Origin of the sequence: Leptolyngbya sp. FACHB-671 (assembly GCF_014695745.1) — a bacterium.
Taxonomy (GTDB): Bacteria; Cyanobacteriota; Cyanobacteriia; order Elainellales; family Elainellaceae; genus JAAUTN01.
In genome coordinates, this window is record NZ_JACJOV010000162.1 from 19,769 (window position 1) to 45,137 (window position 25,369).

25 protein-coding genes and 1 pseudogene are annotated in these 25,369 nt (G+C 49.6%); 17 read left to right on the top strand and 9 right to left on the bottom strand.

The window, feature by feature from the left end; all coding sequences use genetic code 11:
• Positions 1–141: 141 nt before the first annotated feature.
• The 4 genes and pseudogenes from H6F93_RS30070 to H6F93_RS30085 form a co-directional block, all read left to right on the top strand.
• Complete coding sequence (locus H6F93_RS30070) at positions 142–1,041, top strand: LapA family protein (RefSeq protein WP_190689181.1); 900 nt, start codon at positions 142–144, stop codon at positions 1,039–1,041.
• Positions 1,042–1,123: 82 nt separating this feature from the next.
• Positions 1,124–1,726 (top strand): shikimate kinase, encoded by a 603-nt coding sequence (locus tag H6F93_RS30075; protein WP_190644685.1) that lies wholly within the window; start codon positions 1,124–1,126, stop codon positions 1,724–1,726.
• A gap of 84 nt (positions 1,727–1,810) precedes the next feature.
• Positions 1,811–2,716 (top strand): acetylglutamate kinase, encoded by a 906-nt coding sequence (argB, locus tag H6F93_RS30080; protein ID WP_190644686.1) that lies wholly within the window; start codon positions 1,811–1,813, stop codon positions 2,714–2,716.
• Between the two features lie 311 nt (positions 2,717–3,027).
• A pseudogene (locus H6F93_RS30085) lies at positions 3,028–3,927 on the top strand (alpha/beta hydrolase); the annotation flags it as partial.
• Between the two features lie 27 nt (positions 3,928–3,954).
• Here the strand turns inward: H6F93_RS30085 and H6F93_RS30090 are convergent.
• Complete coding sequence (locus H6F93_RS30090; RefSeq protein WP_190689188.1) at positions 3,955–4,359, bottom strand: hypothetical protein; 405 nt, start codon at positions 4,357–4,359, stop codon at positions 3,955–3,957.
• Between the two features lie 299 nt (positions 4,360–4,658).
• Between H6F93_RS30090 and H6F93_RS30095 the strand changes: the two genes are divergently transcribed.
• Entirely contained in the window at positions 4,659–5,186 is a 528-nt protein-coding gene (locus H6F93_RS30095; protein WP_190689191.1) for a hypothetical protein, read from the top strand.
• Between the two features lie 39 nt (positions 5,187–5,225).
• Positions 5,226–6,539, top strand: a complete 1,314-nt coding sequence (locus H6F93_RS30100) for a metallopeptidase TldD-related protein (protein WP_190689194.1) — start codon at positions 5,226–5,228, stop codon at positions 6,537–6,539.
• Between the two features lie 104 nt (positions 6,540–6,643).
• Here the strand turns inward: H6F93_RS30100 and H6F93_RS30105 are convergent, their stop codons facing one another.
• Together H6F93_RS30105 and H6F93_RS30110 are read right to left on the bottom strand one after the other, a co-directional pair.
• Entirely contained in the window at positions 6,644–7,051 is a 408-nt protein-coding gene (locus H6F93_RS30105; RefSeq protein WP_190689197.1) for a DUF1257 domain-containing protein, read from the bottom strand.
• 45 nt (positions 7,052–7,096) lie between these two features.
• Positions 7,097–8,716 (bottom strand): Ycf46 family AAA ATPase, encoded by a 1,620-nt coding sequence (locus tag H6F93_RS30110; protein WP_190689200.1) that lies wholly within the window; start codon positions 8,714–8,716, stop codon positions 7,097–7,099.
• Positions 8,717–8,793: 77 nt separating this feature from the next.
• On the opposite strand from H6F93_RS30110, the gene H6F93_RS30115 reads away from it, so the two are divergent.
• Positions 8,794–9,474 (top strand): ABC transporter permease, encoded by a 681-nt coding sequence (locus H6F93_RS30115; protein ID WP_190644693.1) that lies wholly within the window; start codon positions 8,794–8,796, stop codon positions 9,472–9,474.
• Between the two features lie 53 nt (positions 9,475–9,527).
• Here H6F93_RS30115 and H6F93_RS30120 read toward each other — a convergent pair whose 3' ends face one another.
• Both H6F93_RS30120 and H6F93_RS30125 read right to left on the bottom strand, forming a co-directional pair.
• Entirely contained in the window at positions 9,528–10,169 is a 642-nt protein-coding gene (locus H6F93_RS30120) for an ABC transporter permease subunit (RefSeq protein WP_190644694.1), read from the bottom strand.
• Positions 10,170–10,195: 26 nt separating this feature from the next.
• Positions 10,196–10,414, bottom strand: coding sequence for a hypothetical protein (locus H6F93_RS30125; protein ID WP_190644695.1), 219 nt, complete (start codon positions 10,412–10,414; stop codon positions 10,196–10,198).
• 306 nt (positions 10,415–10,720) lie between these two features.
• On the opposite strand from H6F93_RS30125, the gene H6F93_RS30130 reads away from it, so the two are divergent.
• Positions 10,721–11,194 (top strand): bilin-binding protein, encoded by a 474-nt coding sequence (locus H6F93_RS30130; RefSeq protein WP_190689203.1) that lies wholly within the window; start codon positions 10,721–10,723, stop codon positions 11,192–11,194.
• Positions 11,195–11,274: 80 nt separating this feature from the next.
• Complete coding sequence (locus tag H6F93_RS30135; RefSeq protein WP_190689208.1) at positions 11,275–12,000, top strand: phycobilisome rod-core linker polypeptide; 726 nt, start codon at positions 11,275–11,277, stop codon at positions 11,998–12,000.
• A 62-nt stretch (positions 12,001–12,062) separates the two neighbouring features.
• Here H6F93_RS30135 and H6F93_RS30140 read toward each other — a convergent pair whose 3' ends face one another.
• Together H6F93_RS30140 and H6F93_RS30145 are read right to left on the bottom strand one after the other, a co-directional pair.
• Positions 12,063–12,902, bottom strand: coding sequence for an alpha/beta fold hydrolase (locus tag H6F93_RS30140; RefSeq protein WP_190689211.1), 840 nt, complete (start codon positions 12,900–12,902; stop codon positions 12,063–12,065).
• Between the two features lies 1 nt (position 12,903).
• Positions 12,904–13,623: a lysophospholipid acyltransferase family protein gene (locus H6F93_RS30145; protein WP_190689214.1), complete on the bottom strand. Its 720-nt coding sequence runs from the start codon at positions 13,621–13,623 to the stop codon at positions 12,904–12,906.
• 580 nt (positions 13,624–14,203) lie between these two features.
• Between H6F93_RS30145 and metG the strand changes: the two genes are divergently transcribed.
• The 3 genes from metG (at position 14,204) to lptC (ending at position 17,674) form a co-directional block, all read left to right on the top strand.
• Complete coding sequence (metG, locus tag H6F93_RS30150) at positions 14,204–15,796, top strand: methionine--tRNA ligase (RefSeq protein ID WP_190689218.1); 1,593 nt, start codon at positions 14,204–14,206, stop codon at positions 15,794–15,796.
• 110 nt (positions 15,797–15,906) lie between these two features.
• Positions 15,907–16,512 carry a LabA-like NYN domain-containing protein gene (locus H6F93_RS30155; RefSeq protein ID WP_190644701.1) on the top strand — a complete coding sequence of 202 codons (606 nt, stop codon included), beginning with the start codon at positions 15,907–15,909 and terminating at the stop codon, positions 16,510–16,512.
• Between the two features lie 4 nt (positions 16,513–16,516).
• On the top strand, positions 16,517–17,674 hold the full coding sequence (lptC, locus tag H6F93_RS30160; protein WP_190644702.1) for an LPS export ABC transporter periplasmic protein LptC: 1,158 nt from the start codon (positions 16,517–16,519) through the stop codon (positions 17,672–17,674).
• A 9-nt stretch (positions 17,675–17,683) separates the two neighbouring features.
• Here the strand turns inward: lptC and tsaB are convergent, their stop codons facing one another.
• Together tsaB and H6F93_RS30170 are read right to left on the bottom strand one after the other, a co-directional pair.
• Entirely contained in the window at positions 17,684–18,346 is a 663-nt protein-coding gene (tsaB, locus tag H6F93_RS30165) for a tRNA (adenosine(37)-N6)-threonylcarbamoyltransferase complex dimerization subunit type 1 TsaB (RefSeq protein ID WP_242043696.1), read from the bottom strand.
• Positions 18,347–18,432: 86 nt separating this feature from the next.
• Positions 18,433–20,391, bottom strand: a complete 1,959-nt coding sequence (locus H6F93_RS30170) for a WD40 repeat domain-containing serine/threonine-protein kinase (protein WP_199314198.1) — start codon at positions 20,389–20,391, stop codon at positions 18,433–18,435.
• Positions 20,392–20,598: 207 nt separating this feature from the next.
• On the opposite strand from H6F93_RS30170, the gene H6F93_RS30175 reads away from it, so the two are divergent.
• From H6F93_RS30175 to H6F93_RS30195, 5 genes are all read left to right on the top strand, one after another.
• Positions 20,599–21,111 carry a DUF4347 domain-containing protein gene (locus H6F93_RS30175; protein ID WP_190644705.1) on the top strand — a complete coding sequence of 171 codons (513 nt, stop codon included), beginning with the start codon at positions 20,599–20,601 and terminating at the stop codon, positions 21,109–21,111.
• A 137-nt stretch (positions 21,112–21,248) separates the two neighbouring features.
• On the top strand, positions 21,249–21,437 hold the full coding sequence (locus H6F93_RS30180; protein ID WP_190644706.1) for a hypothetical protein: 189 nt from the start codon (positions 21,249–21,251) through the stop codon (positions 21,435–21,437).
• 142 nt (positions 21,438–21,579) lie between these two features.
• Positions 21,580–22,494 (top strand): putative selenate ABC transporter substrate-binding protein, encoded by a 915-nt coding sequence (locus H6F93_RS30185; RefSeq protein ID WP_190689225.1) that lies wholly within the window; start codon positions 21,580–21,582, stop codon positions 22,492–22,494.
• A complete protein-coding gene (locus tag H6F93_RS30190) occupies positions 22,491–23,243 on the top strand; it encodes a phosphonate ABC transporter ATP-binding protein (RefSeq protein WP_190689229.1) in 753 nt (250 codons plus the stop codon). The genes H6F93_RS30185 and H6F93_RS30190 overlap by 4 nt, the downstream gene beginning before the upstream one ends.
• A 5-nt stretch (positions 23,244–23,248) precedes the next feature.
• Positions 23,249–25,042, top strand: coding sequence for a PhnE/PtxC family ABC transporter permease (locus H6F93_RS30195; protein ID WP_190689232.1), 1,794 nt, complete (start codon positions 23,249–23,251; stop codon positions 25,040–25,042).
• Positions 25,043–25,369: the final 327 nt, after the last annotated feature.

The window sequence follows — 25,369 nt, forward strand, 5'->3', positions numbered from 1 at the left end:
AATCGCTTCGCATCGCTCCCCTTCCTCCTTCCCTTGATGCAACGGTTGCGCCATCAATCCTATACTGAGGATTGTGAATACCTACCGTCTACTGCCCGCTGTCCGATTATTCACAGTCGATCGCCCACTGGAGGATAAGCCGTGCCAGTAATTCGCCTTGCGCTGCTGCTTGCCATCCTGGGAGGGTTAACGCTATTTGCTCTGCAAAACTGGTCACCTGCGGTGCCGCTGGTGATTTTGGGAGTGCAGACGCAGGCATTTCCGTTGGCAGCGTGGATGGTAGGGGCGATCGCTGCTGGAGCCTTCACTACACTGGTTATCGCAGCACTATTTGGAATTTCTAGTACTTTTTCTGCCCCGCGCACTCGCCGTCCTGCTGCCCCACGCGAAACCAGCCGTTCTACTTCAGCCGATGAATCGTGGGACAAAGGCTGGGCTGAATCGCAGAATTCGTCTTATTCAACTGCTGCTACAGCGGCAGCCTCCACTGACACAACCACCAGCTACACCCAGTCAGCATCGCCTAAACCTAAATCAAGCTTTGACTTTAGCAATGATTGGGAAAATGTTGGTGCTCCTGTAGAAGAGTGGGAAGACTGGCAGGATTATGAGGAACCTGTAGATACGCCACCTGCTCAGGCAAGTCCTCAAGCGAGTTCATCCTATTCGAGTTCGTCCTACAATTCCCAAACCTATATTCAGGAGCCAGAGGAACGGGAGGAGTGGGAGGACTGGGAAGAGGAGCCGGATGCGCCTCCCCCAAGTCCTGCTCAGCCGCAGCAAACGGACTATGAGGTGCGCCGAGATCCCAAGACTAGCTATCAGTCGGGTTCGGTCTATTCCTATAGCTACCGAGAGCCGAGTGACTCTGGCGTGGGTAAAACCGAATCGGTGTATGACGCAGACTACCGGGTAATCATTCCGCCCGCGCGATCGCTCGATGAACTGGATAATGAACCTGCTTCCCGTCAAGACTTGGACGAGGAAGATTGGGATTTTGAGGACGATTTTGAGGATGAAGGCGATCGCCCCCGTCGTTAATCCCTAATGCCCACAAAAGCGACCTGTAATCTTGCCATAATCTCGATAAACTAAATCTTAAGAATTTGCTGTGGCAGGAACAATGGCAGGATCTTCATACGAAATTAACCCACTCAGCGATGTGACCGAGAAGCATCTGTTGAAGGGGGTCAACCTCTATCTGGTTGGCATGATGGGGGCAGGCAAGACAACCATCGGACGCATTTTGGCAAAACGGCTGAAGTATCGCTTTTTTGATACTGATGCCATGATTGAGCAGTTAACTGGAAAGTCAGTGTCGGAAGTCTTTGCCGAGTCAGGCGAAGAAGCATTTCGGCGGATTGAGACGCAGGTATTGTCAGAGTTATCGGCTTACACAAGACTGGCGATCGCCACCGGAGGTGGCATTGTGCTTCAGCGGCAAAACTGGAGCTACTTGCATCACGGCATTGTGGTTTGGCTAGACGTGCCCATCGATCAGCTTTACCTGCGGCTCAAGGGCAACACGACCCGCCCACTGCTGCAAACCCCCGACCCGATGCAAAAGCTGCAAACCCTCCTGGAACAGCGACAGCACCTCTATGCTCAGGCTGACGTGCGCGTCAGAATCAATGGCAGCGCTCCGCCTAGCTATGTCGCCAGTCGAGTTTTGGAAGAAATAGACAAAACAATCAAACCGAGCGATCGCCGTTCACCTAAAAGTTAAATCCGACAAAGTTAAATCTGACATTGTTGAGTGTGGCAACCTCCTCTAAACTGCATTCAACCCCTTCACAAAATTCAGTTGCCGATGATCAGCGAAGACTATCTCGATAGTGAATATATCCAAAAAGCCGAAGCAACTCGTGTCCGAGTCCTGAGTGAAGCCCTGCCCTACATTCAGCAGTTTGCCGGACGTACTGTAGTGGTCAAGTATGGCGGCGCAGCAATGAAAGACAGCATGCTCAAAGCCAAAGTGATGCGAGATATTGTGTTTCTGGCTTGCGTCGGCTTGCGTCCTGTTGTGGTTCACGGTGGCGGACCCGAAATCAACTCTTGGTTGGGCAAATTAGGCATTGAGCCGCAATTTAAGAACGGGTTGCGGGTAACGGATGCTGCCACAATGGACGTGGTGGAAATGGTGCTGGTCGGTCGAGTCAACAAAGAAATTGTGTCCCTGATCAACCAGGCAGGAGGCTCTGCGATCGGGCTGTGTGGCAAGGATGCCAATCTGATTAAGGCACGTCCCCAAAATGACGCAGGAATCGGTTTTGTAGGGGATGTCAGCAGCATTGATGCCAGCGTCCTGGAATCCTTGGTGAATTCCGGCTACATTCCGATTGTCTCTAGTGTGGCAGCGGATGATACGGGACAGGCTTACAACATTAATGCTGACACCGTGGCAGGTGAACTGGCGGCAGCACTGGGTGCAGAGAAGCTGATTTTATTGACTGACACACCCGGAATTTTGCAGGACTATCACGATCCGTCTAGCCTGATTGCCAAACTGGATATTCAACAAGCTCGTCAGTTAATTGAATCGGGGGTCGTGTCAGGCGGAATGATTCCTAAAGTGAATTGCTGTGTGCGATCGCTCGCTCAAGGAGTCCGAGCGGCCCACATCATCGACGGACGCATTCCCCACGCTCTGCTGCTAGAAATCTTTACTGACGCTGGAATTGGCTCCATGCTAGTTGCATCAGAATTTATGTCTTGAGCATCCTCCGACAAGGCTAGAGAGAATCGCCCGAAACGGCTAAAGACGTTCCATTAGAACCTTCATACAATGATGGAGGTCTAATTTATAACATTTCCCAAGTTGTGCATCACGTTCGCGACTGGCGAGTGTGACCAGAACGGCAATTCATCACCTCTACCCCTCTCTTCCTCAACTTCCCTATGCCCAGCTACTCTGCTATCACCTCAGCTGTAGTCCGTGACATCAAAGCCCGTGAAGATGCATTGCCCGTCCGCAATGAAGCCTGTCGCTCTCGCTTTTATTTTCAACCTGCGCCTGCTGCCAAAACCTGTCTGTTTTTTCATGGCTTTACGGCTGGACCATATCAGTTTGTGCCAATGGCAGAAGCACTGTTTCGGGCTGGGTACAACGTCCTAATTCCGCGAATGCCAGGACACGGGTTGGCAGGTGATTGGGGTAAAGATAATCCGCCACCGCTACCTACCAAAGCCGAAGATTACCAAAAGTTTGCTTTGCAGTGGCTTCAGCTAGCCCAAACGCTGGGTGGGCAGGTTGTAGTGGGTGGCTTGTCGGGCGGGGGAACGTTGGCGGGTTGGCTAGCCGTAGAGCGTCCTCAAGTGATTTCTCGTGCCATCTTGTATGCTGCATTTCTCAGCAGTAGTAGTAAAGTAATTGACCTGTTTGTTCGCAACCTCGACTCTTACAACGAGTGGGTGAATCCCAAGCCTGAGGCAGCGCGATATGGCTACAACGGATTTATGATTCCGGCGCTGCGAGTGTTCTTGTTGATGGGAACGGATATTTTGAAGCGATCGCGTCGAGGTCCGATCGCCCCCACGTTTGCAATTTCTAGTGAAAGTGATATTGCAGTGGGCAATCATGATCACCGATCGCTATTTGAGTCAGGCGTTAAATATCAGCCCAAATGCTGGTATCAGCGATTTGACCGGATTTTGGATATTCCTCACACGATGTTGACGCTGGAGGAAGGCAACAATTACCAGGATCTCCTGATTGCAATGACTAAAGCTTACATCGAGAGCGACCTAACCTGGACAGAAGTGGAGGACATTGGCTATTGCATGACTCGCGGCAAAACGTTTGACATAGCCGTATCGGAGCTTAACCTGGCACAAAAAGTCTCACGCGATATGCCTGCCATGATGACGATGGTAGATAAACGGGCGATCGCCATGTCCCGGGGTCCTCGCTCTAGGGGCGATCGCTAACGTTCTATCTTGATTGAACCTACGCTGCTAACGTATCCGAATCGTTCTAGTGTTAACCCGGTCAGAGTTGATGATGACTGGATTGATCAATGTCGAGTCGATGATCGTTGAGTCAACAATGACTGGATTCCTTAACGTCGAGCCGCTAGAAGAGCAGTTCACCAGCCCTGAAGTAGGACGCTCATTAATTGGAGTCACGCCGTAATAGGGATAGCAGTAGCGTTCTGTGCGAAGGATAGTCGTCCGAGACGAGTAGTCATCGTAGATTACAGAAGGTCTAACTCGAATCGTGCCATTCCTGCGAATGATAACTGTGTCGGCCACTGCGGAGGAGGCATCAATAGTGAAGGCAGCAGCACCCAGCGCTAGAGTACTGAGAGTTAGCAAGGGCTTATGCCAACTAGAGCGGAACGGATTAAGAGCTTGGAGCATTGGTCTACCTCAAGAGTCCATCAACAAAAAACGATCCTTCAATATTCCGTTCCCAAGCTTGACTTGGGAATGCCTTTAAAGTTTCTCTGCCATTTGGTTCCTGGAGGCAGAGCTTCTCACCCTCCATTTCAAGACGAAGCCTTGAAACGAGTTTTTGCATCGGGTAGAGTTCGCCCTAATTTCAATTTTAGGTTTTAGATTGGCAACTGCCTGCCCCAACCTAAAATCCGTTGCCCTTTAAAATTGAAGTAGCGATCGCATTGACTCGATCCTTAACCGAATTCTTGACTGAGTAAATCGTGAGTTCAGAAAACCTAGAAGCTGCAAAAGTGCAGTACCAGACGGGCAAAGCGGCCTTCGAGCGAGGGGCATACCGCCAGTCGGTTCAATGTTTAGAGAAAGCTGCCAGCCTGGTAGCGAGAAACACCGCCTTTGGTGGGGAGGTGCTGGTCTGGCTAATCACTGCCTACGAGGCCGCAGGACAGCGCCAAGAGGCGATCGCCCTTTGTGAAACGGTCAGCCGCCATCCCGACTATGAAACCCGTAAGCAAGGCAAGCGCCTGCTCTACATTCTCAAAGCCCCCCTACTCAAGACCCGTCCCGAATGGCTGAGCGAAATTCCTGACCTGGCAGCCCTAGACGAGTCTGAAGGCAACAAAGGCGGCACAAGCTATCCCACTCCTGCCAAACGTCCATCTCGTCCGCGCCCTCAACCTGACCCCGAACCGATTGATCTGAGTCAGGTCAACACCAAAGATAATGCTTTCATTTGGGTGGCGCTAGCGGCGATCGCCCTCACTATAGGGAGCCTGCTTTGGTTTAGTTAAGATCTGAATACTTCCCTTGCCCATTACCCCCCGAACATTGTGAGCGATTCTACCTTAGAGCAAATTTTGAAATTGGCTGCCCCACGAACTGAGTCGGCAGAAGTGTATTACCTGTCTAGCCAAGACACGCCAATTGAGTTTGAGAATAATCGGCTGAAAGCACTGCAAACCAAAGCCTTAAAAGGTGTAGCACTGCGGGTAATTTGCAATGGCAGGTTGGGGTTTGCTAGCTCAACTGACCTGACTCGCCTCGAAGATTTGGTCGATGCGGCGGTGCAAACGGCAGAAATTGGCAGTGTGGCTGAGTTTGACTTTGCTGATGAACTGCATAGTCAGAATGGTGCGGGTGATGCGGGCTATGTGCCGCCTGCGACTCAGGAACTGGTGGAAGTGGGCGATCGCCTGATCCAATCGGTTCACGATTACAATTCAGAGATTCTCGTAGACGTCGGTTTTCACGTCCGCTCCGGGCAAGCAAAAATCGCTACCAGCAAGGGCGTGTATGCAGAGCGGGCTAGCCAGACGACCAGCGCCAGCATTTCAGGAAATTTAGTGCGCGGTGAAGACTTTCTTCAGGCATACAGCTACGATGTGGGGCGCGATCGCATCCCTGACTATGACCGCATTCTGGCAGAACTGCTGCAGAAATATCGCTGGGCAGAGCAAAATGCCAACATTACCAGCGGCTCTTTCCCGGTGCTGTTTACCCCCAGAGCAGCAGCCAGTTCGCTAGGTGGCTTATTTGAAACGGTGCTTTCGGGTCAGGTTGTGGCACAAAAGGCTTCACCGCTAGCCGATAAAGTTGGCGAGACGCTGTTTGACAAGCGCCTGACCGTGTTTGAAGATCCCACGATCGGCGTTTCTGCCTGTGCGTTTGATGATGAAGGTACGCCGACTCGCCGCAAAGCTTACATTGACCAGGGTACAGTCAAAGGATTTTACTGGGATCGTCGCTGGGCTGCCCGTACTGAAACGGAGCCGACTGGCAATGGCTTTCGGGGTGGATTGTCGCGTCCCGGCCCTGATATGGTGAATTTCTGCGTTGCTCCGGGTGGCACTTCTACCGAAGACTTGATTGCCAGCATGGATGAAGGACTGATTGTCGATCAGGTTTTGGGTGCAGGACAGTCAAACCAGCTTGCTGGAGAGTTTTCGGTCAACCTGGACTTGGGCTACAAGGTGGAAAAGGGCAAAATTGTCGGTCGGGTCAAAAATACGATGGTCGCAGGTAATATTTTTGAAGCCTTCCAACACCTGGCTGACCTAGGAAGTACTCCAGAGTGGGTCGGCGGAGGGGCTTACCTGCCAAGTATGCTGTTCCAGCAGCTAGGAGTAGCTGCTCGACAAGGTTAGAGCCGTTTGAGGCGGGGTACGACGGGGAGGGGCGAAGCATTCGGCCGCAAAATTTTGATGATTGCAGCACATCTTTACTGAATGCGTTGCCCCTACGAAATCTCCTACACCCATTTTCCAACCACTACTCGAATCGTGCCGTCTTCTAGAATTTCCTCTTCTTCAATGGTGAAACCTTGCGTGGGAGCAGTTGCTATGAGGGTGTGATAGCCATAGCGTTGGGTTAATTGGTTGAGCCACTGTTGAGAATATTTGGAGCGATCGTATTCAGAAATGATTGCTTCAAAGGTGCCGTCAGCTTGACGCTGAAAACCAATGTCGTTGCTAAGCGGACCAATGTAGCGTCGTCGAACAATTATTTCAGCCGCTTGTGGACGAATATCGCCCCGATAGCCATAAAGATGCTCGGCAGTGTCAAACGCTTCAACCTGCCCTAAACCCATATCTGCTAAAGCTTTAATCAGTGCATTTTGATCCTTGAGCTGAGTTTTGATGCAGGTAAAGTGTGACATAGCAAAGAAGTGAAATGAAGAACTAAAACTCAGTTCCAAAATAGCTCAATCGACTTCCAAAGATTGAATCCCTTGCTGTAAGGTATATCGCTTCAATTCTTCGGTAAGCTGCACATCTTTAGAGGCTGTTCTGGCTCCAGCTTCAGCAGCCCAACGTTTGAGTGCTTCGATTTGGTGATGGGCGATCGCCGCTAGAGGCACCGTTTCCTCGATCGCCATAATAATGTCTTCTGTGGTGAAGTCCTGTCGCTGTCCAGGTTTACCCTGACCAAATGCCCGATGCATTCCGTCAATCACCACCTGTTCGATTTCTGCACCACTAAAGTTTTTGGTTTGCCGAGCTAGCAGGCTCAAATCAAATTCTCGCAGCCGATTGGGACGAAGTCGCTGCAAATGCACCTTAAAAATTTCCTCACGCTCTGGCTCAGTTGGCAGATTCAGAAAGAAAATTTCGTCGAATCGCCCCTTTCGCAGCAGTTCAGCAGGCAGAATTTGCACATTGTTTGCCGTGGCGACGATGAAAACAGGAGCCGTTTTCTCTTGCATCCAGGTAATCAGGCTGCCAAAGACGCGACGGCTAGTGCCAGAGTCTCCATCTGCACCGCTGGTAATGTTGCCAAAGGCTTTGTCGATTTCGTCAATCCAGAGAACACAGGGGGCGATCGCCTCTGCAAGCTGAATCATCTGTCTCGTCCGGTTCTCACTTTCGCCTACGATACCGCCAAACAGCCGTCCAGAGTCCAACCGCAGCAGGGGTAAGCGCCATTCGTGGGCGATCGTTTTGGCAGAGAGCGACTTGCCCGTACCCTGAATGCCAACCAATAGCACACCTTTGGGGTTAGGAATGCCGAACCGCCGAGCCTCTTCAGTAAACACCCCCTGTCGCATCCGTACCCAAAGCTTTAGATTTTCTAGCCCGCCGACACTTTTGAGCGAATCCTGAGTTGTAAAAAATTCCAAAATCTCAGTTTGACGAATGGCTTGCTTTTTTTCCTCCAGCACATGCACGATGTCCGTCTCATTCACCTGCTCTTTTGCAGCAATAGCCTTTGCCAAAATCCGCTGAATTTTAGTTCGGCTCAAACCCAGACAAGCTTTTACAAGCTGCTCTTTGGACAAACCTGAAATCTTTAGGTTTTCGGGCGCTATTCCTTGTGAAATAAGGTAATCAATTTCCTGGGCAGTGGGCAATGGAAAATCAATTACAGTGATTTCTTGCACTAGCTCAGGCGGCAAAGCTAGCGTATGGCTGAGTAAAACAATGGTTTTACGGTTGCGCTTTAGCTCTCGCGCTAGATTTTTTAGCGCTCGTACAATGGGCGCACTTTTTTCACTGATTGAGCTATTTAGAAATGGATGCAGATCTCGCAGCACAAAGATCGCGACTTCTTCGACATCTGCCTTGCCAATTCGACTTAGCGCACCCATGAGCGAACCCTTGTCTGAGCCGCTGTCCTCCCAACCGCGCACAATATCCCACAGCAACAGCTTTCGCGCTGGCTGAGCCTGAACCGCAACCTGACGCAAAACTGCCTCAACGGGTTCTTCTTCGGCAGCCACGATGTAGAGTAAAGGGTAGCGTGCCCGAATCAGCAAATCTAGCTGCTCGACCAAATCTTGGTGAGGACTGTAGGAATTGAAATCCGAACGCTGAGAATGAGTCATTGAACATTGATGCCTAGAATTTAGGATTGCCTAGAATTTAGCCACTGGACAGCGCCAACCTATCCTAGCTTCTACCCATGAGCTACATCCTCAAAAACCCTGGAATCGTTTGGAATCTGGTGCTACAGCATCTCCAGATGACGAGTTTGACGCTGGTTATTGCCGTGGCGATCGCCCTCCCCTTAGCGCTGCTGATCACCCGCTATCGCTGGCTAAACGTTCCAGTTCTGGGAGTGCTGGGGATTCTCTACACGGTTCCCAGTTTGGCACTGATTATTCTGCTGGTGCCGATTTTTGGACTGGACGCACAGTCAGTCATTGCGGCAATGGTGATCTACACACAGGTGATTCTGGTAAGAAATCTGGCAGTCGGGCTGCAATCGATTAAGCCAGCCATTTTAGAAGCAGCCAGAGGCATGGGAATGAGTCTTTGGCAGCGCTGGTGGCGAGTTCAGGTACCGCTGATTTTGCCCATCTTCTTGGCGGGGCTGCGAATTGCAGCGATCGTAGCGATCGCCATTGCCACCATTGGCGCAAAGTTTGGGGCAGGCGGGTTAGGCACCCTGCTGTTTGACGGAATCAACCAGGCTGGGCGCTACGACAAAATCTGGGCAGGGGCGATCGCCGTCTCCCTACTCGCCTTCATCATCAATGGTGCATTGCTAGCCCTAGAATGGGCAGCAAATCCCGGTAGACGCATTCAACAAACTACTCGTGCTCAAAAGAGACAGTTAGATAAGTTGCCCAATCCGAGCTAGAGATCCTTCACGCAAACACTTGCTGATAATCGCATCTTTGCTTGTGATTCAGCTCAACCCGTAGGTGGCTGTAGAAATCTTTGCAATGTTCCTAACCCGATTTCAGCTAATAGTGCCAGAAGCGCAACTGGGATCGCTCCAACCAACAAAACAGAATTGTCGTAAAGGGCAAATCCTAAGACAATGAAACTTCCTAGCCCGCCTGCTCCAATGAAAGCTGCAAGGGTGGCGCTAGCAATCACTTCCACGGTTGCTGTTTTGATCCCAGCGATAATCACGGGCAACGCCAGTGGAATCTCGACCAGGCGAAGTACCTGTCCCGGAGCCATTCCCATGCCGTAAGCAGCTTCTCGGATCATCGGGTCGATGTTACGAAAGGCGACATCGGTGCTAATTAAGATGGGGGGCATGACTAGCAGGGTAAGGGCGATCGCCGCTGACTGAAAACTCAGCCCAAAATAGGGAATTGCCAGAAATAGAATCGCCAGACTGGGGATCACCCGCAGCGCATTAAAGCCATTGATCAGAACCGTGGACGCTGAACGCGATCGCGCGCTCCACAACCCCAGCGGCAAACCCACAATCAGTCCAATCGCCAGCGGCACCAGCACCAGCAAAAAGTGTTGTCTCAGTGCAGTAACTAACTCGCCTACGTTGGTAGCGGCATATTCGTAAGCCTGAGCAAACACTTCCACGGTTGCGCTCCCTCTACATCGACCAACTACACTAACCAGCCTGTTTCGTCATTGTCATGGCGCTGCTGATGCACCTGAGCTGACCGTTGCAGTATCTTACCCACGTTGTCAGACTGCTGGTCGCACCAGAGCCGAATGGCAGACTCAATCGCTTGATTGCGATCGCCCGTCAACCGATCTAACCGCTCTAAAAGCTCAGCCTCTATTTTGATCACAACCTGCTGCTTGCCTGAATCGGAATGCATTCTAAAACCTGATCGCTCTACCAAATCGCTCTACCGGCACGTCCATCACTTTATCCTATGGCAAAGACCCGTATTAAGAATCGCATCAACTTGTTTAGAAACACATCAATTTATAGCAATGCCTTTCTCTCCAGGGCAGTCTAGAAAATAAGCGACAGAATTATCACGCTCCGCCTAAATTTAAACCTCTTATCTAGCTAATCCCCTAAACTTAGAGTCGCTTTAACTAGCCACCTTTCCCGCATTTGCAGGTAGGGTCTTTAGCCCTCAGTTTGGATCACACTCTTCACTTGATCTCAGCTTGTTATGCATACTCTCAATCGAATTTTGGAGCAAAAAGTTTTAGAGGCAGATGGTAGCTACCTTGATGCTCAAGGGCTTCAACCCCTAGAGCACTATCTTCAAAGCTATACAACTCGCCTGGAAACTTATCAGTACTTACGTGACCAAAACCAAAAGCTGGTTTTACAAGCACTGCGAAAACTAGCCCAAGTTTATCCAGAACTGATTCAGAAACATGGGCAGCGCTGTCAATACGACATGACAGAAGTGCTTCGTTATGTTGCTCTATCAATCTTACGGGACGATGAAATTTTCTTCAAAGAGCAGATGATGTCCTGGTTGGACACCATTCTCATGGCCCACAAGAAAAATGCTCAATGTATGGTGGCCTATCGTTATCTTCAAGAAGCGATTCACACCAACTTACCCGCTATAAGCAGTAGCTTGGTTCGCCCCTACTTAGAGAGCGTCATTACCTCTCTCCAATCTCACGCTTAAATTTACGCTTTCCTAACCACACCTGCGATCTTCAGCCATTCCATTCAACCCTAAACGCAATCAATGGAGCGGTCTTTCGCATGGAAAATGTTACCCCAGTTACAGTTAGTCGCCATTCTCCAGTTGAAGAACGGCAATCTGCGCTGCATCAGATTTATCAACAAGTTCTCGAACGACAGCCCTACAGTTTCGAGCGAAGAAGTCTGGCGCAAGCAGAGAAAAACTTTCTCACCGATAAGATTGGAGTACGGCGATTTCTTAAAGAATTAGGTCAGTCTGAAGCTTATCTTAAAGCGTTTTATTTTAATTGCTCTAACCTAAAATTCCTGGATTGGTGCTTTAAGCATTTCATGGGTCGCGCACCGTTTGACCAGGCGGAGATTGAGCTTTACAGCAACATTTTGCTAAAGCAAGGAGTAAAACAAGTCATTATGGCCCTGCTCGATTCGGAAGAATATCGCAAGGCGTTTGGCTGTTTTACCGTTCCTTATCCCCGGCAGCAAAAGCAGTACGAATCTCCTAAGGCATATCTGGAGTCGAGTCTGCTGAATCATGAATATTTTGGGCAACGGGGCTGGGTTGTACCAACGCTTTACTGGCGACAGTTTGGGCTAAATTGTGACGCTGGAGTATGCCGACACCCAGAAGCTAATGAGTCACATATACCCGTTTCCTCAACTGCGGAAATGCTACAAGCAGAGCTACTATCACTGCTACGAAAGATGGACGTTGCTCAAGCAAAACAAATCATTGGCTCCCTGTCACCCCAGCAGCGAGAACTGCTGAGACGATCGCTGCGAACTTAGGATTAGTCGCTGTAGCCCCATAAATCAGAGTAGGGGCAAAGAAGCACTGCCATTTGCAGAAGCTACGAAGAAGCAGCAGAGAACACAGCCGTAGAGCCTTCTAAGCTCATAGAGTGACTGTCCTTCATAAAATCGCGGTCTCGCATCATTTGATATAGATTGATGTCTGACTCTAGCAAACACGCATGACCGCTATTGGGCAAAATCAAGACTCTTGCATTCGGAAGATGTCGCGCCAAGATCTGCACTTCTGAGGCAGAAGGCAGAAGGCGATCGCGCCGACTGCCAATTAGCAAAACAGGCTGTTTTAGCTGCTTTAACTGATTGGCAGTAACCCTGAACTCGCGTAAGAGCGACAGCCGCCAAATAGATGCCTGCTGGGGAACTGATAGCATTGCTTCGATTAGGGCACGGCGATCGCCTGCCTCAATTTGCCCTAACGATGACAGAAAAGGCAACAATCCATAGCAGGACAACTCATATAGAGGCTCTGGCAGCCATTGAGTAACTAGCGATCCCCATTGCATCCAGGGGCGACGGGCAAAAGAAGAGGCAGGGTTAACTAGAATAATTCGATGAAACAATTGGGGCGATCGCAACGCTACTTTCATTGCCAGACAGCCGCCAAACGATTCTCCACAGAGGTAAATTGGGCGGTGATGCTCTCCTTCCAATTCCGTCCGAATTAGTGCCAAAACCTGTTCGGCAAGCTGATCCCAGCCTGTCATGTCGGTTGGGGGAATTGCCAAACAGCGAATATCAAAAGTAGGTTCCAAGCCTTCGGTCTGCACACGCAGCAGTTCACCCGTGCCATCTAAACCGGGAAGGAAAACAAACAAAGGCGCTTCAGGTTTAGTTTTGCGAGGAGTGCGGAAATAAACCTGACGAGGAATTGCTGACATGTTAATAACCCTGGCTTAACAAGCTGCTGATTTCTGAATGGCAATGAGCGGTTAAGTCTGCGACGACTGTTCTTGCCTGCTTTCCCTGATAACTCTGGCGCTGAGACGCTGTAATCCACAAAGGTCGTCCCACCAAAATATGTACCCGCTGGTAAACCACCATCGGGTGCCAACCGTCCTGGTCAAATAGCGGTTCGGATGGGTCAAACCAGCTCAAAAGCTTGAGTGGAACTGCAGAATTGGTACTTTCCTCGTAAGAGGCGATCGCCACTGGCAAAACCGCCAGCTCTTGAATTGGGGCACGTAAAGCTAAATGAGCAAAGCCACGATGAAACTCCCCTAACTTTTCTGCTGCTGTGACCTGAATCATCGGCTGTGCCCCTTCTGGAAACACACCTACAGCCTGTTTAGTTTGCAAAAGTCGGGTCGCCTGATCAAAAAACGCCTGTTGACGCTGTTGGGGTGCATCTAAAGGGAAACAGCCCATTCGCGTCACCACCTCGCGCATCAGAGGTACTTGCCCCATGTAGTGGTGACAGGCAAACCGAATCGGGCGATTAATCGCCGCCATCAGCAGTGGCGCATCCATAAAGCTGCGATGATTGCTCACAACTAGAATCGCACTACTCTGCGGAACCCGATCTTGGTGATATGCAAACAGCCGGGTTCCTAGGACAGTAAGCAGTTGGCGGGAGATGAACAGAGGATCATGCAGCAACATACGTAACCATCAAAACTATCCTGCTAACTCGTCGCTGGCGAAACATGGAATCAACTACCATGTCCATGAATTCAGTAGCTTGAGGAGGCTAAGACGGAGAAAAAAGCAACTTTGACTTTCAACCTCAACACAGAAGCACTAGAATTAGTACGAGCTTAATATTAATTTACACTATCAAATTAACCTCTAGCCCTAGAGATCGATAGATTCTCAAGCTCTTGCTCTAGTCCTCTGGAATGATTTTCATCCGTTTTTAAATTGCTCATACCCTTCCACAACCTCTCGTCCTATTTTGAGCAATATTAGTCCTCGTTGACTCTAATTTGAGCAATATCTGAGCATCCGGTTACCGTGACTGAGTTAACTTAAGATTTTTTGCATTATTTTGAGTAAAGTTTACGCATAAAATGAGAATGTTTACACTCCAACTATCACATTGAATTACGTGCTACTCCTAGTGTCAGTTCAATGCGTCTAAGCTGGAAGAGCTAAGGTAAACATAAGCGATACAGCATCCGTGTACTAGTTTTCTTTGTTTAATAGCTGATGACGGCTTTTAGGAGTACGGTTTAAGATTTCCATGAGTTCTACCGCTACCGGCAATCATACTTTTTCAATAACTACACCGATTTACTATGTAAATGATGTACCTCACATTGGCAGTGCTTACACCACGATTGCAGCCGATGTGATTACTCGTTTTCATTGTCTTCAAGGAATTCCTGCCCTGATGATCACGGGTACGGATGAGCATGGACAAAAGATTCAACGTACTGCCGAAGCATTAGGGCGATCGCCCCAAGACCATTGCGACTTGATTGCAGGTAGCTTTCAAGACCTCTGGAAGCTGTTAAACATCCAGCCCGATCGATTTATTCGCACAACCTCACCCCGCCACGAGGCGATTGTGCGAGAGTTTTTTGATCGCGTCTGGCAGAATGGCGATATTTACATGGGACAGCAGCAGGGCTGGTATTGCGTTTCTTGTGAAGAATTCAAGGAAGAGCGAGATCTTTTAGAGGGGCACCGCTGTTCGATTCACACCAACAAGGAAGCGGAATGGCGCGATGAGCAGAATTATTTCTTCCGTCTATCTAAATATCAGGGTCCATTAGAGGCGCTTTACCAACAGCAGTCTGATTTCATTCAGCCTGAGAGTCGTCGCAATGAGGTGCTGAGCTTTGTAGAACGTGGTCTTCAGGATTTCTCAATTTCCCGAGTCAGCGTGGATTGGGGTTTCCCGGTGCCCGTTGACCCCAAGCACACGATCTATGTCTGGTTTGATGCGCTGCTAGCCTACATTACGGCTCTGCTTGAGCCCGACGATGAGCCAACGCTAGACAACGCCTTGTCTCGCTGGTGGCCAATGAATCTGCACCTGATTGGCAAAGACATTTTGCGGTTTCATGCGGTTTACTGGCCGGCTATGTTAATGTCGGCAGGGGTATCTATCCCAAGACAAGTTTTTGGTCACGGTTTTTTGACCAAGGACGGGCAGAAGATGGGTAAAACGCTGGGAAACACGCTTGACCCGGTAGAGTTGACCAACCGTTATGGCTCCGATGCCGTTCGATACTATTTCCTTAAGGAAATTGAATTTGGGCGGGATGGTGACTTCAACGAAACTCGATTTATCAATATCCTCAACGCTGATTTAGCCAATGATCTGGGCAATCTGCTCAATCGCACTCTAAAGATGGCGCAGAAATATTGCGATCGCCGCGTTCCCAACGTTTCTGCTGAAGATATCTCTATCGAAGACATCCTCAAGTCGAAGGGTTTAGCTCTTGGTAATCAGGTCATTCAGGCGTATCAGTCTTTAGCATTTAGCCGTGCTTGCGACAGCATCCTAGCTCTAGTTCGAGCTAGCAACAAATACGTAGATGAGCAAGCCCCCTGGACGCTTTACAAAAAGGGGGATCAGGCTGCGGTCGAACGGGTGCTGTACAGCGTTTTAGAGTCCGTTAGGCTGGCGGCTTATTTGCTGTCGCCCATTATTCCTGACATCAGTACTGCAATCTACCAACAGCTCGGTTTTTCTGTTGACTTTAACAATCGGGATACAAATGCCCTTGTCCCGTTTACGATCCACACCGATTGGGGAGCTCTACCAGCTAATCAGTTGCTCGGTGATCCCCAACCCATTTTTCAACGGCTTGAGCCTCCGCTTTAGATCCACTTTAGACCTGATTTCTGCTTTATATTAAGCGATCGCCCCTATCAGCCTAAATTCTTTCAGCTCTATAAACTATTCACTTTTTCATAAAATGAGGTCTTAAAACCATGTTTAATAATGTAGAAAATGACTCTGTTTTTACACCAGAGCAGGTATTAGAAAATCGCGGACGAGTAGCCATTTTCATCGATGGCTCGAATTTGTTTTATGCCGCCCTACAGTTGGGAATTGAGATTGATTACACTAAGCTGCTTTGCCGTTTGACGGCTGGCTCTCGACTGTTGCGCTCTTTCTTCTACACCGGAGTTGATCGTACCAATGAGAAGCAGCAGGGTTTTCTACTATGGATGCGCCGTAATGGTTATCGAGTAATTTCCAAGGATTTAGTACAACTACCCGATGGTTCAAAGAAGGCAAATTTGGACGTTGAAATCGCAGTAGATATGATGGCGTTGGTTGGCGCTTATGACACAGCCATTCTCGTCAGCGGCGACGGTGATCTTGCCTATGCAGTTGATGCAGTCAGCTATCGCGGAGTACGCGTCGAAGTTGTTAGTCTTCGCTCGATGACTAGCGACAGTTTGATCAATGTTGCCGATCGCTACATCGATTTAGATAACATCAAAGAAGATATCCAGAAAACGCCCCGACAAAACTACACCTACCGTCCCCTCTCTAGCATCGGCATTACAGACGACCAGACTGAAGGTTAAAAGAATGCGTCTCAAACCACTGCCCTTGAGTCGGTCCGTAGCGTGGTCGCTTGTTGTTCTAATGCTGTTGGTCACCCTTCCTGGATGCAGGAGGGGCAATCGGGCATCTGAACAACTCGCAGAAGACAGTTCTGCGGTGCAAAACCTGGAAAGTAACCTGACGTTTAACAACATCACCCTAAACCAGGCAGACGACCAAGGGCAAACGCTCTGGAAGATTGAAGCGGATCAAGCGACTTACAGTCAGGATCAACAGGTTGCTAGAGTTGAAAACCCCGAGGGAGAGCTATTTCAAGACGGTAAAGCCGTTTTCCAGATCCGTGCCCAGAGCGGAGAAGTACAGCAAGATGGGGAAAAAGTTGTTCTAAACGGACAAATTGTAGCCACAGATTTGCGGGATGGAATGGTGTTGCGGGGCAATCAGCTAGAGTGGCGCCCTGAGGAGGATCTGCTGGTTGTGCGAAACAATCTCAGTGCAACCCATCCTCAGCTTAGAGTTTCAGCAACAGAAGCGCGAGCCTACAGTCGAGATCGCCGAGTAGAGCTATTAGGCAAAGTGGTTGCGACTTCACGTGACCCAGCTTTGCGGCTCAATGCTGAGCATTTGACCTGGAGACTACAAGACCAAAGGATTGTGAGCGATCGCCGCATTCAGGTTGAGCGTCTGAATGGCAATCGAGTAACGGATCGAGCAAACGCCGATCGAGCAGAAGTCAATCTCAAAACCAAAGTTGCTACCCTCAGGCAAAGAGCGAACCTGGCTCTGCAAGACCCTCCAGTGGTAGTCACCAGCAACCTACTGGTGTGGAATCTGCAGAACGAGACTCTAGTTTCCACCCAACCTGTCACAGTGCAGCAGCGTCAACAGCAAATCACTCTAACGGCTGACCAGGGACGCATGGACATCAACCGCAAAATCGTTTACCTGAATCGCAACGTCACAGCAGTCAGCCAGCGCAACCAGTCAGAACTGGATTCAGATAGCTTGACGTGGAATATGAACAACCAACAGGTTGTCGCTGAAGGGAACGTAACCTACAACCAGTCTAATCCGCCGCTGAATTTGCGAGGTCCTAGAGCCGTTGGTAGGCTTCAGGACCGAACAGTTGTTGTGAGCGGTGGGCGAGTCGTTACAGAGATTATTCCTGGAAGTATTAATTGAGTTAGCTCATTAAGCAGAAACAGGATGCTGTCCATAAAATGGTAAGACGGTTGACCAGTCAGGGCGCAATTCTTGTTGCCAGCCAAGGTGAGCTAACTCCAGCAAACTCGTAGCAGTCATTCCTAAACCGCCTTCAGCTTGAATCAAGCGATAGGGACGTGTCCAGGTCGGTAACATCTGCTGCCATTTTTCCTCCGCCATAACGGTATCTGGCAGAAGCTCAACTAGTCCTGCATCACTAATGCCATAGATGGCAACAAACAGCTCTCCTCGCTGGGCACGCATTTGTACGGCTACATCAGTCCTACTAGCTTGATCAATCAAAGCAGTAGAACTAGCTTCAACGCTGGCAGGGTTTAAACCAATCGTTTGCGATCGCCCATGCCACGCTACTGCTGCCAGAGATGAAATACCGAAGAGCGGAAGATTAAGCTGCTGTGCCAAAGTTCGAGCGGCAACGACACCAATTCGCGTTCCAGTGAAGCCGCCTGGACCTTTAGCAACAGCAATGTACTGTAGATCTGCCCAGGTTTGAGGTTGCATAAAGTCGATCAAATATTGATGTAGGTGACTGGAGAGCGATCGCCCCAAATCCCAATGCTGCGATCGCCCTTCTCCAGCAAAGTTGCTTAACGCCAACCCTAAATCAGAACTACTAGTATGAATCGCCAATCCATAGCTGCTCAACTGTTATTGCTCCCTTTCATGCTTAAACGGTAAGTGATAAATCAGAAGGAATTCTTCACCCCTCATCCTGCTTACCTATCCTCCTGCCAAATCTTTATTTTCCGATCCCAGCCGCCGCTGGCAAACATTCTTCCGTCCGAGAAGGCGATCGCCGTTACGTTTCCAGTATGTCCCTCAAGGTCACATAACCGTTTCCCAGTTTCAAGCCGCCAAATTCTTACCTTTTTGCCACTGCCACTAACGAGCCTTGCCCCATCAGGGCTAAACGCAATAGAGCGGATGCCTGCGCCACCAGAAGCTTCTTTAGAAAATGTATTGAGAACCCCTCCTGTACCCAAATCCCAAAGTTTAATCGTATCTGCATAACAGGCGGCAAGCGTTTTTCCATCCGGGTTAAAGGCAAGGGCATAAACAATTTCTAAAACCCCTTTTAGCGTAAGCAACAATTCCCCCGTATCGACCTGCCACAGGTTAACCACACAGTCATATCCAGCACTGGCAAGAATTTTTCCATCTGGACTAAAGGCGATCGCTTTCACTCCATTAACCCAACCTACATGTCCTCTCAACGTGCGGATTTCCTTTCCTGTACGAAGATCCCAGAGTTTAATTGTGCAATCATCGCTACCACTAGCCAAGATTTGCCCATCAGGATGAATTGCAACAGTAGTTATAGCTCTGGAATGTCCAGCAAAAGTACGAATCTTAGGGCCAGTTTTCAAATCCCACTGCTTAATTGTGTGGTCATAGCTACCGCTAACCAAAAACTGCCCATTTGGGCTGAAGGTTACAGCGCTTACAAAATCTAGGTGTCCAGGCAATGTCAGTTTTGCTTGCCCAAGCTGGGGATTCCACAGCCTCACATTTCTGTCCTGACCCACACTAGCTAACGTTTGCCCATCAGGACTAAAAGCCAGCGCCAGAATTGGCGTGAAAACGCTCCACTGCCCCTGCACGGTGCGGGTACACTGCCAGGTGGATGCGACAGGCGAGGTTTGCTCAACCCGATGCAAGGGTGGGGCGATGGAAACAGCTCGCGATCTTTGTATCGTTTTTGCCTGTTCCACTAACTCAAGTGAAGATACCGACGGCGAAGACTCAGCAGCGTACAAATCTTGGAGAATCTGATCGGGAGTCTGATAGCGCTTATTGGTTGCCCGCTCTAGCATCTTGTCGAGAATTTGACCGAGGCGATCGCTCACTGGGTAACTCAAATAATCTCGCCAAATCCAAGCATCATCTCCGACACTCAGCAAATCAAACAAGTGCATTCCGGTCAGCAGGTGCACACACACAACCCCCAAGCTGTAAAGATCGCTTGAATATCCGGCTTTGCCAACCGTCTGCTCTGGTGACGCATATCCGGCACTGCCAATCATGGTGCCAGTTCTAGCCAGGGCAGTTTCTGAGGCGCGTTTAGCGGCACCAAAATCAACCAGCACCAATTGCTGATCGACCCTACGCCGAATCATATTTTCAGGTTTAATGTCTCGATGAATGACCTGATGATTGTGGACAAACTTCAGTACAGGCAGAATCGCAATCAAAAGCTGGCGAATCTGAGCTTGATCAAAGCAGCCTACTTCCAACAACTCTTCGGACAAATTGCGTCCATCTACAAATTCTTGAACCAGATATTGAGATTGCTCCTGTTCAAAGTAAGCAATCAGCGCTGGAATTTGAGCATGTTTGCCCAACTCATCCAAGCGGCAAGCCTCTTGACGAAATAACTCCGCCGCCTTGTCACTATCGCGCAGGTGGGGCGTTTGTGGAAAAAACTGCTTAATTACATAGCGCTGATCCGTTGGGTCTTGCTCGTCTGTGACTAAAAAAGTTCTGCCAAAGCCGCCCTGCCCAATGGGTTCCAATGCCCGGTAGCGATCGCCCACTAGCAGTTTTGAGCCACAACTCTGACAATACTTCGCCTCAGTAGGGCTATAAGGCTTTTGACAAGCAGGATTGAAACAGTAACTCATGCGAAAGAGTGGCAACGAGAGCGGTGTAGGCAAAAAACCACCTACTTTGATCATGAACAACTTTCCTAACTTGTGCAGTTCCATCTCCGTCTAAATACTGCAAGTCCTACAAAACCGTCCAAAGACTGCGTATTTCCTGCATTTCAAAGTCAAAGTCACTTTTGTTAGCTTACTTTCTGAACCAGGCTGAAAGCTGCTTTAAAACCTTTCAGTCTGACACCAAGCCAAGCTTCGCTCACAAGAATCTGGAGTTCTAATCTTATGGTTTCAGCAAACGGCCAGGGTGCGGCATGTAGCACCGATATCTTGGAGCGATCGCTACCCGTCAAAGACCTACATGGCAACGCGCTTTATTTCCCATCCTCCATCCTAGAGTCACCTCAGAAGCTAGTGATCGTTGATTCCAGTATTGAGAACCACCGCACCTGGATGAAGCAGACTGAAATCAAAACCAAGAAGTTTTTGCTCAATCCCGACTCAGATGGAGTTGAGCAAATCACCCAAATCCTTGATCGACATTCTGAAATCTTTGGACTTCACATCATTTCTAGCGGAACGTCCAACCACCTCTGTCTGGGCAGTACTAAACTGGGCCTCCACAACCTCGATCGCTACGCTTGGGATTTACAAGACTGGTGCAGTTCCTTTTCTGCCACAGGTAGCGGAAAGATTGTTCTTTACGGCTGTACTGTTGTAGCTGAAAGTCATGGCTTTGAGTTTGTACACCGCTTCAGTCAACTTACAGGTGTAGATGTCATCGCTTCTAGTACCTAGTTCACAACTTTGCCTTTGAGCTTCATGATCCCTTGATAATCAGGGTTTTCTTGCTTTTGAGGGATAAAAACTGAAGATTATCGGGCATTCTGCAAATAGTTCTGGTGGAAGTACGACCTTAATAGTGCAACCTCATCATGTGCGACATTCCTGATTGCATTAGCCCAAGAGATCTGTTTTGGCTGTGGTATAACCGGGCAACGTTACGCCAGAAGAAGAACGCACGTCAACTTTTCAAGCGGTTTGTTACAGCCGCAGAAACTGAACGGGTGCTTCAGGTAATGTTGCAGCTTGAAAGCTTGTCCGATAATTCCCCTCACCTATAGTCTGGCTGACATACAGTTTGCGTGACCCACATTCTGTCTGCCTTCCTGTTTGCTCCCCTCCCGGTGCATCCTATTCTGGTAGATTTAGCGATACCATCAACTCTTGGTTTATTTCTGCTAAAGAAACAAGATTGGTGCGCTAATGAAAAGAACATTGCTGTCTGCTCTGCTGGTGCTGATGCTGCCCTTGGCTGCTTGTTCACCTGGTTCAGAGACAGCTTCATCGCCACAGGATTCTGTTGCCCAACCCTTTGTCACAGGTGCAATTCCTGACCAAGATCCAGAAAAGCTCCAGCGACTTTACAGCAAGCTGGCAGATTATCTGGAGGCAGAGTTGGGAGTACCTGTCGAATATCAGCCCGTCACGGACTACACAGCAGCGGTCACGGCTTTTCGAGTAGGTGACTTAGACATGGTCTGGTTTGGCGGATTAACTGGGGTGCAGGCTCGGTTGCAGGTTGAGGGATCGGAGGCGATCGCCCAGCGTGACATTGATGCTGACTTTCACAGTGTCTTCATCGCCAACAAAAATACTGGCATTGCTCCACTCAATGACCTGAATGAACTGACCAACCTCAAAGGGCGAACGTTTACCTTTGGCAGTGAGTCTTCTACGTCGGGTCGGCTGATGCCGCAATACTTCCTGGAACAAGCAGGTGTGAGCCTGGAAGATTTCCGTGGAGAAGTTGGCTTTTCACAATCACACGATGCCACAATCCAGCTTGTGGAAGCTGGCACGTATGAAGTGGGCGTTCTTAATGAACAAGTCTGGAACAGCCGGGTTGAGGCAGGCGATGTTGATTTGAGTAAGGTGGATGTGATTTGGCGATCGCCCGCATACTTTGACTACCACTGGGTGATCAACCCTCAAGTCAAAGAGCGTTACGGGGAAGACTTTGTCGAGCAGGTGCAGGCAGCACTGCTGAAGCTTGACCCCAATGTGCCGGAGCAAAAGGAAATTTTAGAGTTGTTTGGGGCAAATCAGTTTATCGAGACGGAGAATTCCAACTATCAGCAGATTGAGGACGTTGGGCGGGCGATCGGCAAGATTCAATGAATTCAGATCCCATCTTTGAGCTGAGACGAGTAACTCAGCAGTTTGGACATTTCCTGGCACTCGATGACATTAACCTGCAAATTTATCCTGGTGAACGGGTAGCACTGGTGGGGTCCAGTGGTGCTGGGAAAAGCACGCTATTGCGCTTGCTCAATGGAACCTTGTTGCCCAACCGAGGAGAAGTGTGGGCGTTGGGAAAAAATCTCAGTCGCCTCTCTTCTCGCCAACTGCGTCGTGTGCAGCGGCAGATCGGCACAATTTATCAGCAGTTTCAGTTAGTTGATAGCCTGCGAGTGATTCACAATGTGAACGCTGGTCATCTGGGGCGCTGGTCATTTTGGCGGGCAGCCCTATCCCTGGTTTACCCGCTGGAGGTGAAAACTGCCGCTGCTGCCTTGCATCGAGTTGGCATTCCTGAAAAGCTCTATGCCCGAACAGATCAGCTCTCAGGGGGGCAGCAGCAGCGGGTGGCGATCGCACGAGTTTTAGTCCAAAATCCGCTAGTAGTTCTGGCAGACGAACCTGTCTCTAGCCTTGATCCAGCACTTAGCCAGGAGGTAATGAGTTTATTGCGAACTCTGGTGCAGGAATCGGGTAAGACGCTTGTGACCAGCCTCCATTCAGTGGAGCTGGCGCGAAGCCATTGCGATCGCATCATTGGGCTGCGAAACGGCAGAATCCTATTTGATGCACCACCCGCTTCTGTTTCAGCTGAAATGATCGATGCCCTCTATCGGCTGAAGGAGTAAAGGGGATGGATCAGCCGCTATCACGTCCCTCATTGCTAAATCAGCGTGCCATCTGGGGATTGGTTGCGTTGGGGGCGATCGCCCTTTCCCTTTACCAAGCAGGACTGTTTCAGCGGGACTGGCTCAACCTGGGTGGATTGTCCCAACTGGGGCGATTTTTCCAAGCTAGCGTACAGCCCGACCTCAGCCCAGAGTTTTTGCGTTTGACCCTGGATGCCACAGTCATCACACTGGCTTACGCGGTTTGTGGAACGTGCCTTAGTCTGCTGTTTGGGTTAATCGGTGGTGTGCTCGTCTCAGAAGTATGGTGGCAGTCCGTCTTTCCTCGCCAAGCAAAGCAACGTTCAATTTGGCTGACGATTCGAGCAGGTTTAGCAATACCCAGGGCAATTCACGAACTGATCTGGGGATTGTTTTTAATCAATATTTTTGGCTTAGACCCACTGGTGGCAATTGTGGCGATCGCCATTCCCTATGGGGCGATCGTTGCTAAAGTATTCTCCGAAATTCTAGATGAAACGCCCCGTCAACCGTTAATGGCGCTCTTAAGCAGTGGCGTTGCGCCGCTGACTGCTTTTACCTACAGTCTCTTACCCCAAGCATTTCTAGATTTGCTTTCCTACAGTTTTTACCGCTTTGAGTGTTCGATTCGGTCAGCGGCAGTGTTGGGGATCATCGGTGCAGGTGGGTTAGGCTATCAAATTTTGCTCAGCCTTCAGTCCCTTCGCTATGAGCAACTTTGGACACTCTTCTATGCGCTATTTGTATTGAACGGCACTGTCGATCTCACCAGCGCTGTCCTACGTCATCGTCTAGGGTCACCTAGTCGCCTAGATTTAAACTTGCGGCGGGACAATCGATCTAAAAGCCAGAAATTAGAGGAGTTGCGGGATGGTTATTCCACCAGTTCGGACGGGCAAGAGTCCCATCCCACTCAAAATGCAGCTGATCAAGTTTCTATGCCTAAGCAACAGCGACAACCCCGCGATCGCGGGGTGATGGTAGCAGGTTTGGGAGCAGTGTTGCTCATTCCTTTCTGCTTTTGGTATGTGTCAGCCGATTTCAGCAAGCTGTGGTCACCGCGCACAATGCAGCTCTTGGCAGATATCACTCAATCCTCCCTGCCACCCAACTTTGATGGAGAGCAGCTTCCTCAACTGCTAGCGCTCTCATGGCAAACTTTGGCGATGTCGATTTTGGCGATCGCCGCAGCAGGCATCGGCGGAATTCTGCTTTCCTTTCCAGCGGCTCACAACTTCTTCTTGCCTGGTGGATTGCTCAATCCTACACAGTCCAGTCGATTAGGTTGTCTGCTTGCCTGGGGAATGCTGCTGCTAACCCGATCGGTTTTGCTGATTGCTCGTGCAGTGCCTGCGCCAATCTGGGCGCTAGTGGCACTATTTGTGCTGTTTCCAGGAATATTGCCAGGGGCGATCGCCCTGGGATTACATAACCTGGGAATTCTTGGCCGGCTAATGGCAGAAGTAACTGAAAACCTGGACCAGCGACCGCTACTAGCTTTGAAAGCGCAGGGAACGCCTGCCTCCCTGGTCTTTCTGTATGGCGTGTTGCCTACCACAATGACACGATTCCTGGCTTACATTCTTTACCGTTGGGAGGTCTGTATGCGAGAAACTGTCATTGTCGGGCTGGTCGGCGCTGGCGGATTGGGGCGTTTGTTGACTGAGCAGTTGAGCAGTTTTGATTACAGCAGTGTCATCGTGACATTGAGCAGTTTTGTTGTCCTTACGTTTATTGTGGATTGGGTCAGCGGCAGGATGAGGCGATCGCTGCGTTAACCTTCAATTAAACCTTTGCTCTGCCCACACGCATTCATAATGGATTAGCGTCTTCAAATATCAACTTGTTACAAAATTTAATAGATGAACTAACAAGCGATAAAAATATTTGTAGTTTTCTATACTATAGTTAATAAAAGAAAAGCTGGGCAATCTAAAGGGATTTAGGTTTGTGACTTTGTCTTCTGCCCCCTGTAGACTGCCTGGAACTGTAGCTGTCGTAGGGTAGTCTCTCATAGATGGTGGCTGGTGTTTAACGCCCCACGGGGTCTTAGTAGGCAATGTCAGTGAGACAATGCCTCAGCAGATATTGAGTCTAGTCTACGC

Excerpts from the sequence above, each read along its gene's own strand:
- H6F93_RS30075 (WP_190644685.1), top strand. The coding sequence starts at position 1,124 with ATGGCAGGATCTTCATACGAAATTAACCCACTCAGCGATGTGACCGAG.
- argB (WP_190644686.1), top strand. The coding sequence starts at position 1,811 with ATGATCAGCGAAGACTATCTCGATAGTGAATATATCCAAAAAGCCGAA.
- H6F93_RS30090 (WP_190689188.1), bottom strand. The coding sequence starts at position 4,359 with ATGCTCCAAGCTCTTAATCCGTTCCGCTCTAGTTGGCATAAGCCCTTG.
- H6F93_RS30105 (WP_190689197.1), bottom strand. The coding sequence starts at position 7,051 with ATGTCACACTTTACCTGCATCAAAACTCAGCTCAAGGATCAAAATGCA.
- H6F93_RS30110 (WP_190689200.1), bottom strand. The coding sequence starts at position 8,716 with ATGACTCATTCTCAGCGTTCGGATTTCAATTCCTACAGTCCTCACCAA.
- H6F93_RS30115 (WP_190644693.1), top strand. The coding sequence starts at position 8,794 with ATGAGCTACATCCTCAAAAACCCTGGAATCGTTTGGAATCTGGTGCTA.
- H6F93_RS30125 (WP_190644695.1), bottom strand. The coding sequence starts at position 10,414 with ATGCATTCCGATTCAGGCAAGCAGCAGGTTGTGATCAAAATAGAGGCT.
- H6F93_RS30130 (WP_190689203.1), top strand. The coding sequence starts at position 10,721 with ATGCATACTCTCAATCGAATTTTGGAGCAAAAAGTTTTAGAGGCAGAT.
- H6F93_RS30135 (WP_190689208.1), top strand. The coding sequence starts at position 11,275 with ATGGAAAATGTTACCCCAGTTACAGTTAGTCGCCATTCTCCAGTTGAA.
- H6F93_RS30140 (WP_190689211.1), bottom strand. The coding sequence starts at position 12,902 with ATGTCAGCAATTCCTCGTCAGGTTTATTTCCGCACTCCTCGCAAAACT.
- H6F93_RS30145 (WP_190689214.1), bottom strand. The coding sequence starts at position 13,623 with ATGTTGCTGCATGATCCTCTGTTCATCTCCCGCCAACTGCTTACTGTC.
- metG (WP_190689218.1), top strand. The coding sequence starts at position 14,204 with ATGAGTTCTACCGCTACCGGCAATCATACTTTTTCAATAACTACACCG.
- H6F93_RS30155 (WP_190644701.1), top strand. The coding sequence starts at position 15,907 with ATGTTTAATAATGTAGAAAATGACTCTGTTTTTACACCAGAGCAGGTA.
- lptC (WP_190644702.1), top strand. The coding sequence starts at position 16,517 with ATGCGTCTCAAACCACTGCCCTTGAGTCGGTCCGTAGCGTGGTCGCTT.
- H6F93_RS30170 (WP_199314198.1), bottom strand. The coding sequence starts at position 20,391 with ATGATCAAAGTAGGTGGTTTTTTGCCTACACCGCTCTCGTTGCCACTC.
- H6F93_RS30175 (WP_190644705.1), top strand. The coding sequence starts at position 20,599 with ATGGTTTCAGCAAACGGCCAGGGTGCGGCATGTAGCACCGATATCTTG.
- H6F93_RS30180 (WP_190644706.1), top strand. The coding sequence starts at position 21,249 with ATGTGCGACATTCCTGATTGCATTAGCCCAAGAGATCTGTTTTGGCTG.
- H6F93_RS30185 (WP_190689225.1), top strand. The coding sequence starts at position 21,580 with ATGAAAAGAACATTGCTGTCTGCTCTGCTGGTGCTGATGCTGCCCTTG.
- H6F93_RS30190 (WP_190689229.1), top strand. The coding sequence starts at position 22,491 with ATGAATTCAGATCCCATCTTTGAGCTGAGACGAGTAACTCAGCAGTTT.
- H6F93_RS30195 (WP_190689232.1), top strand. The coding sequence starts at position 23,249 with ATGGATCAGCCGCTATCACGTCCCTCATTGCTAAATCAGCGTGCCATC.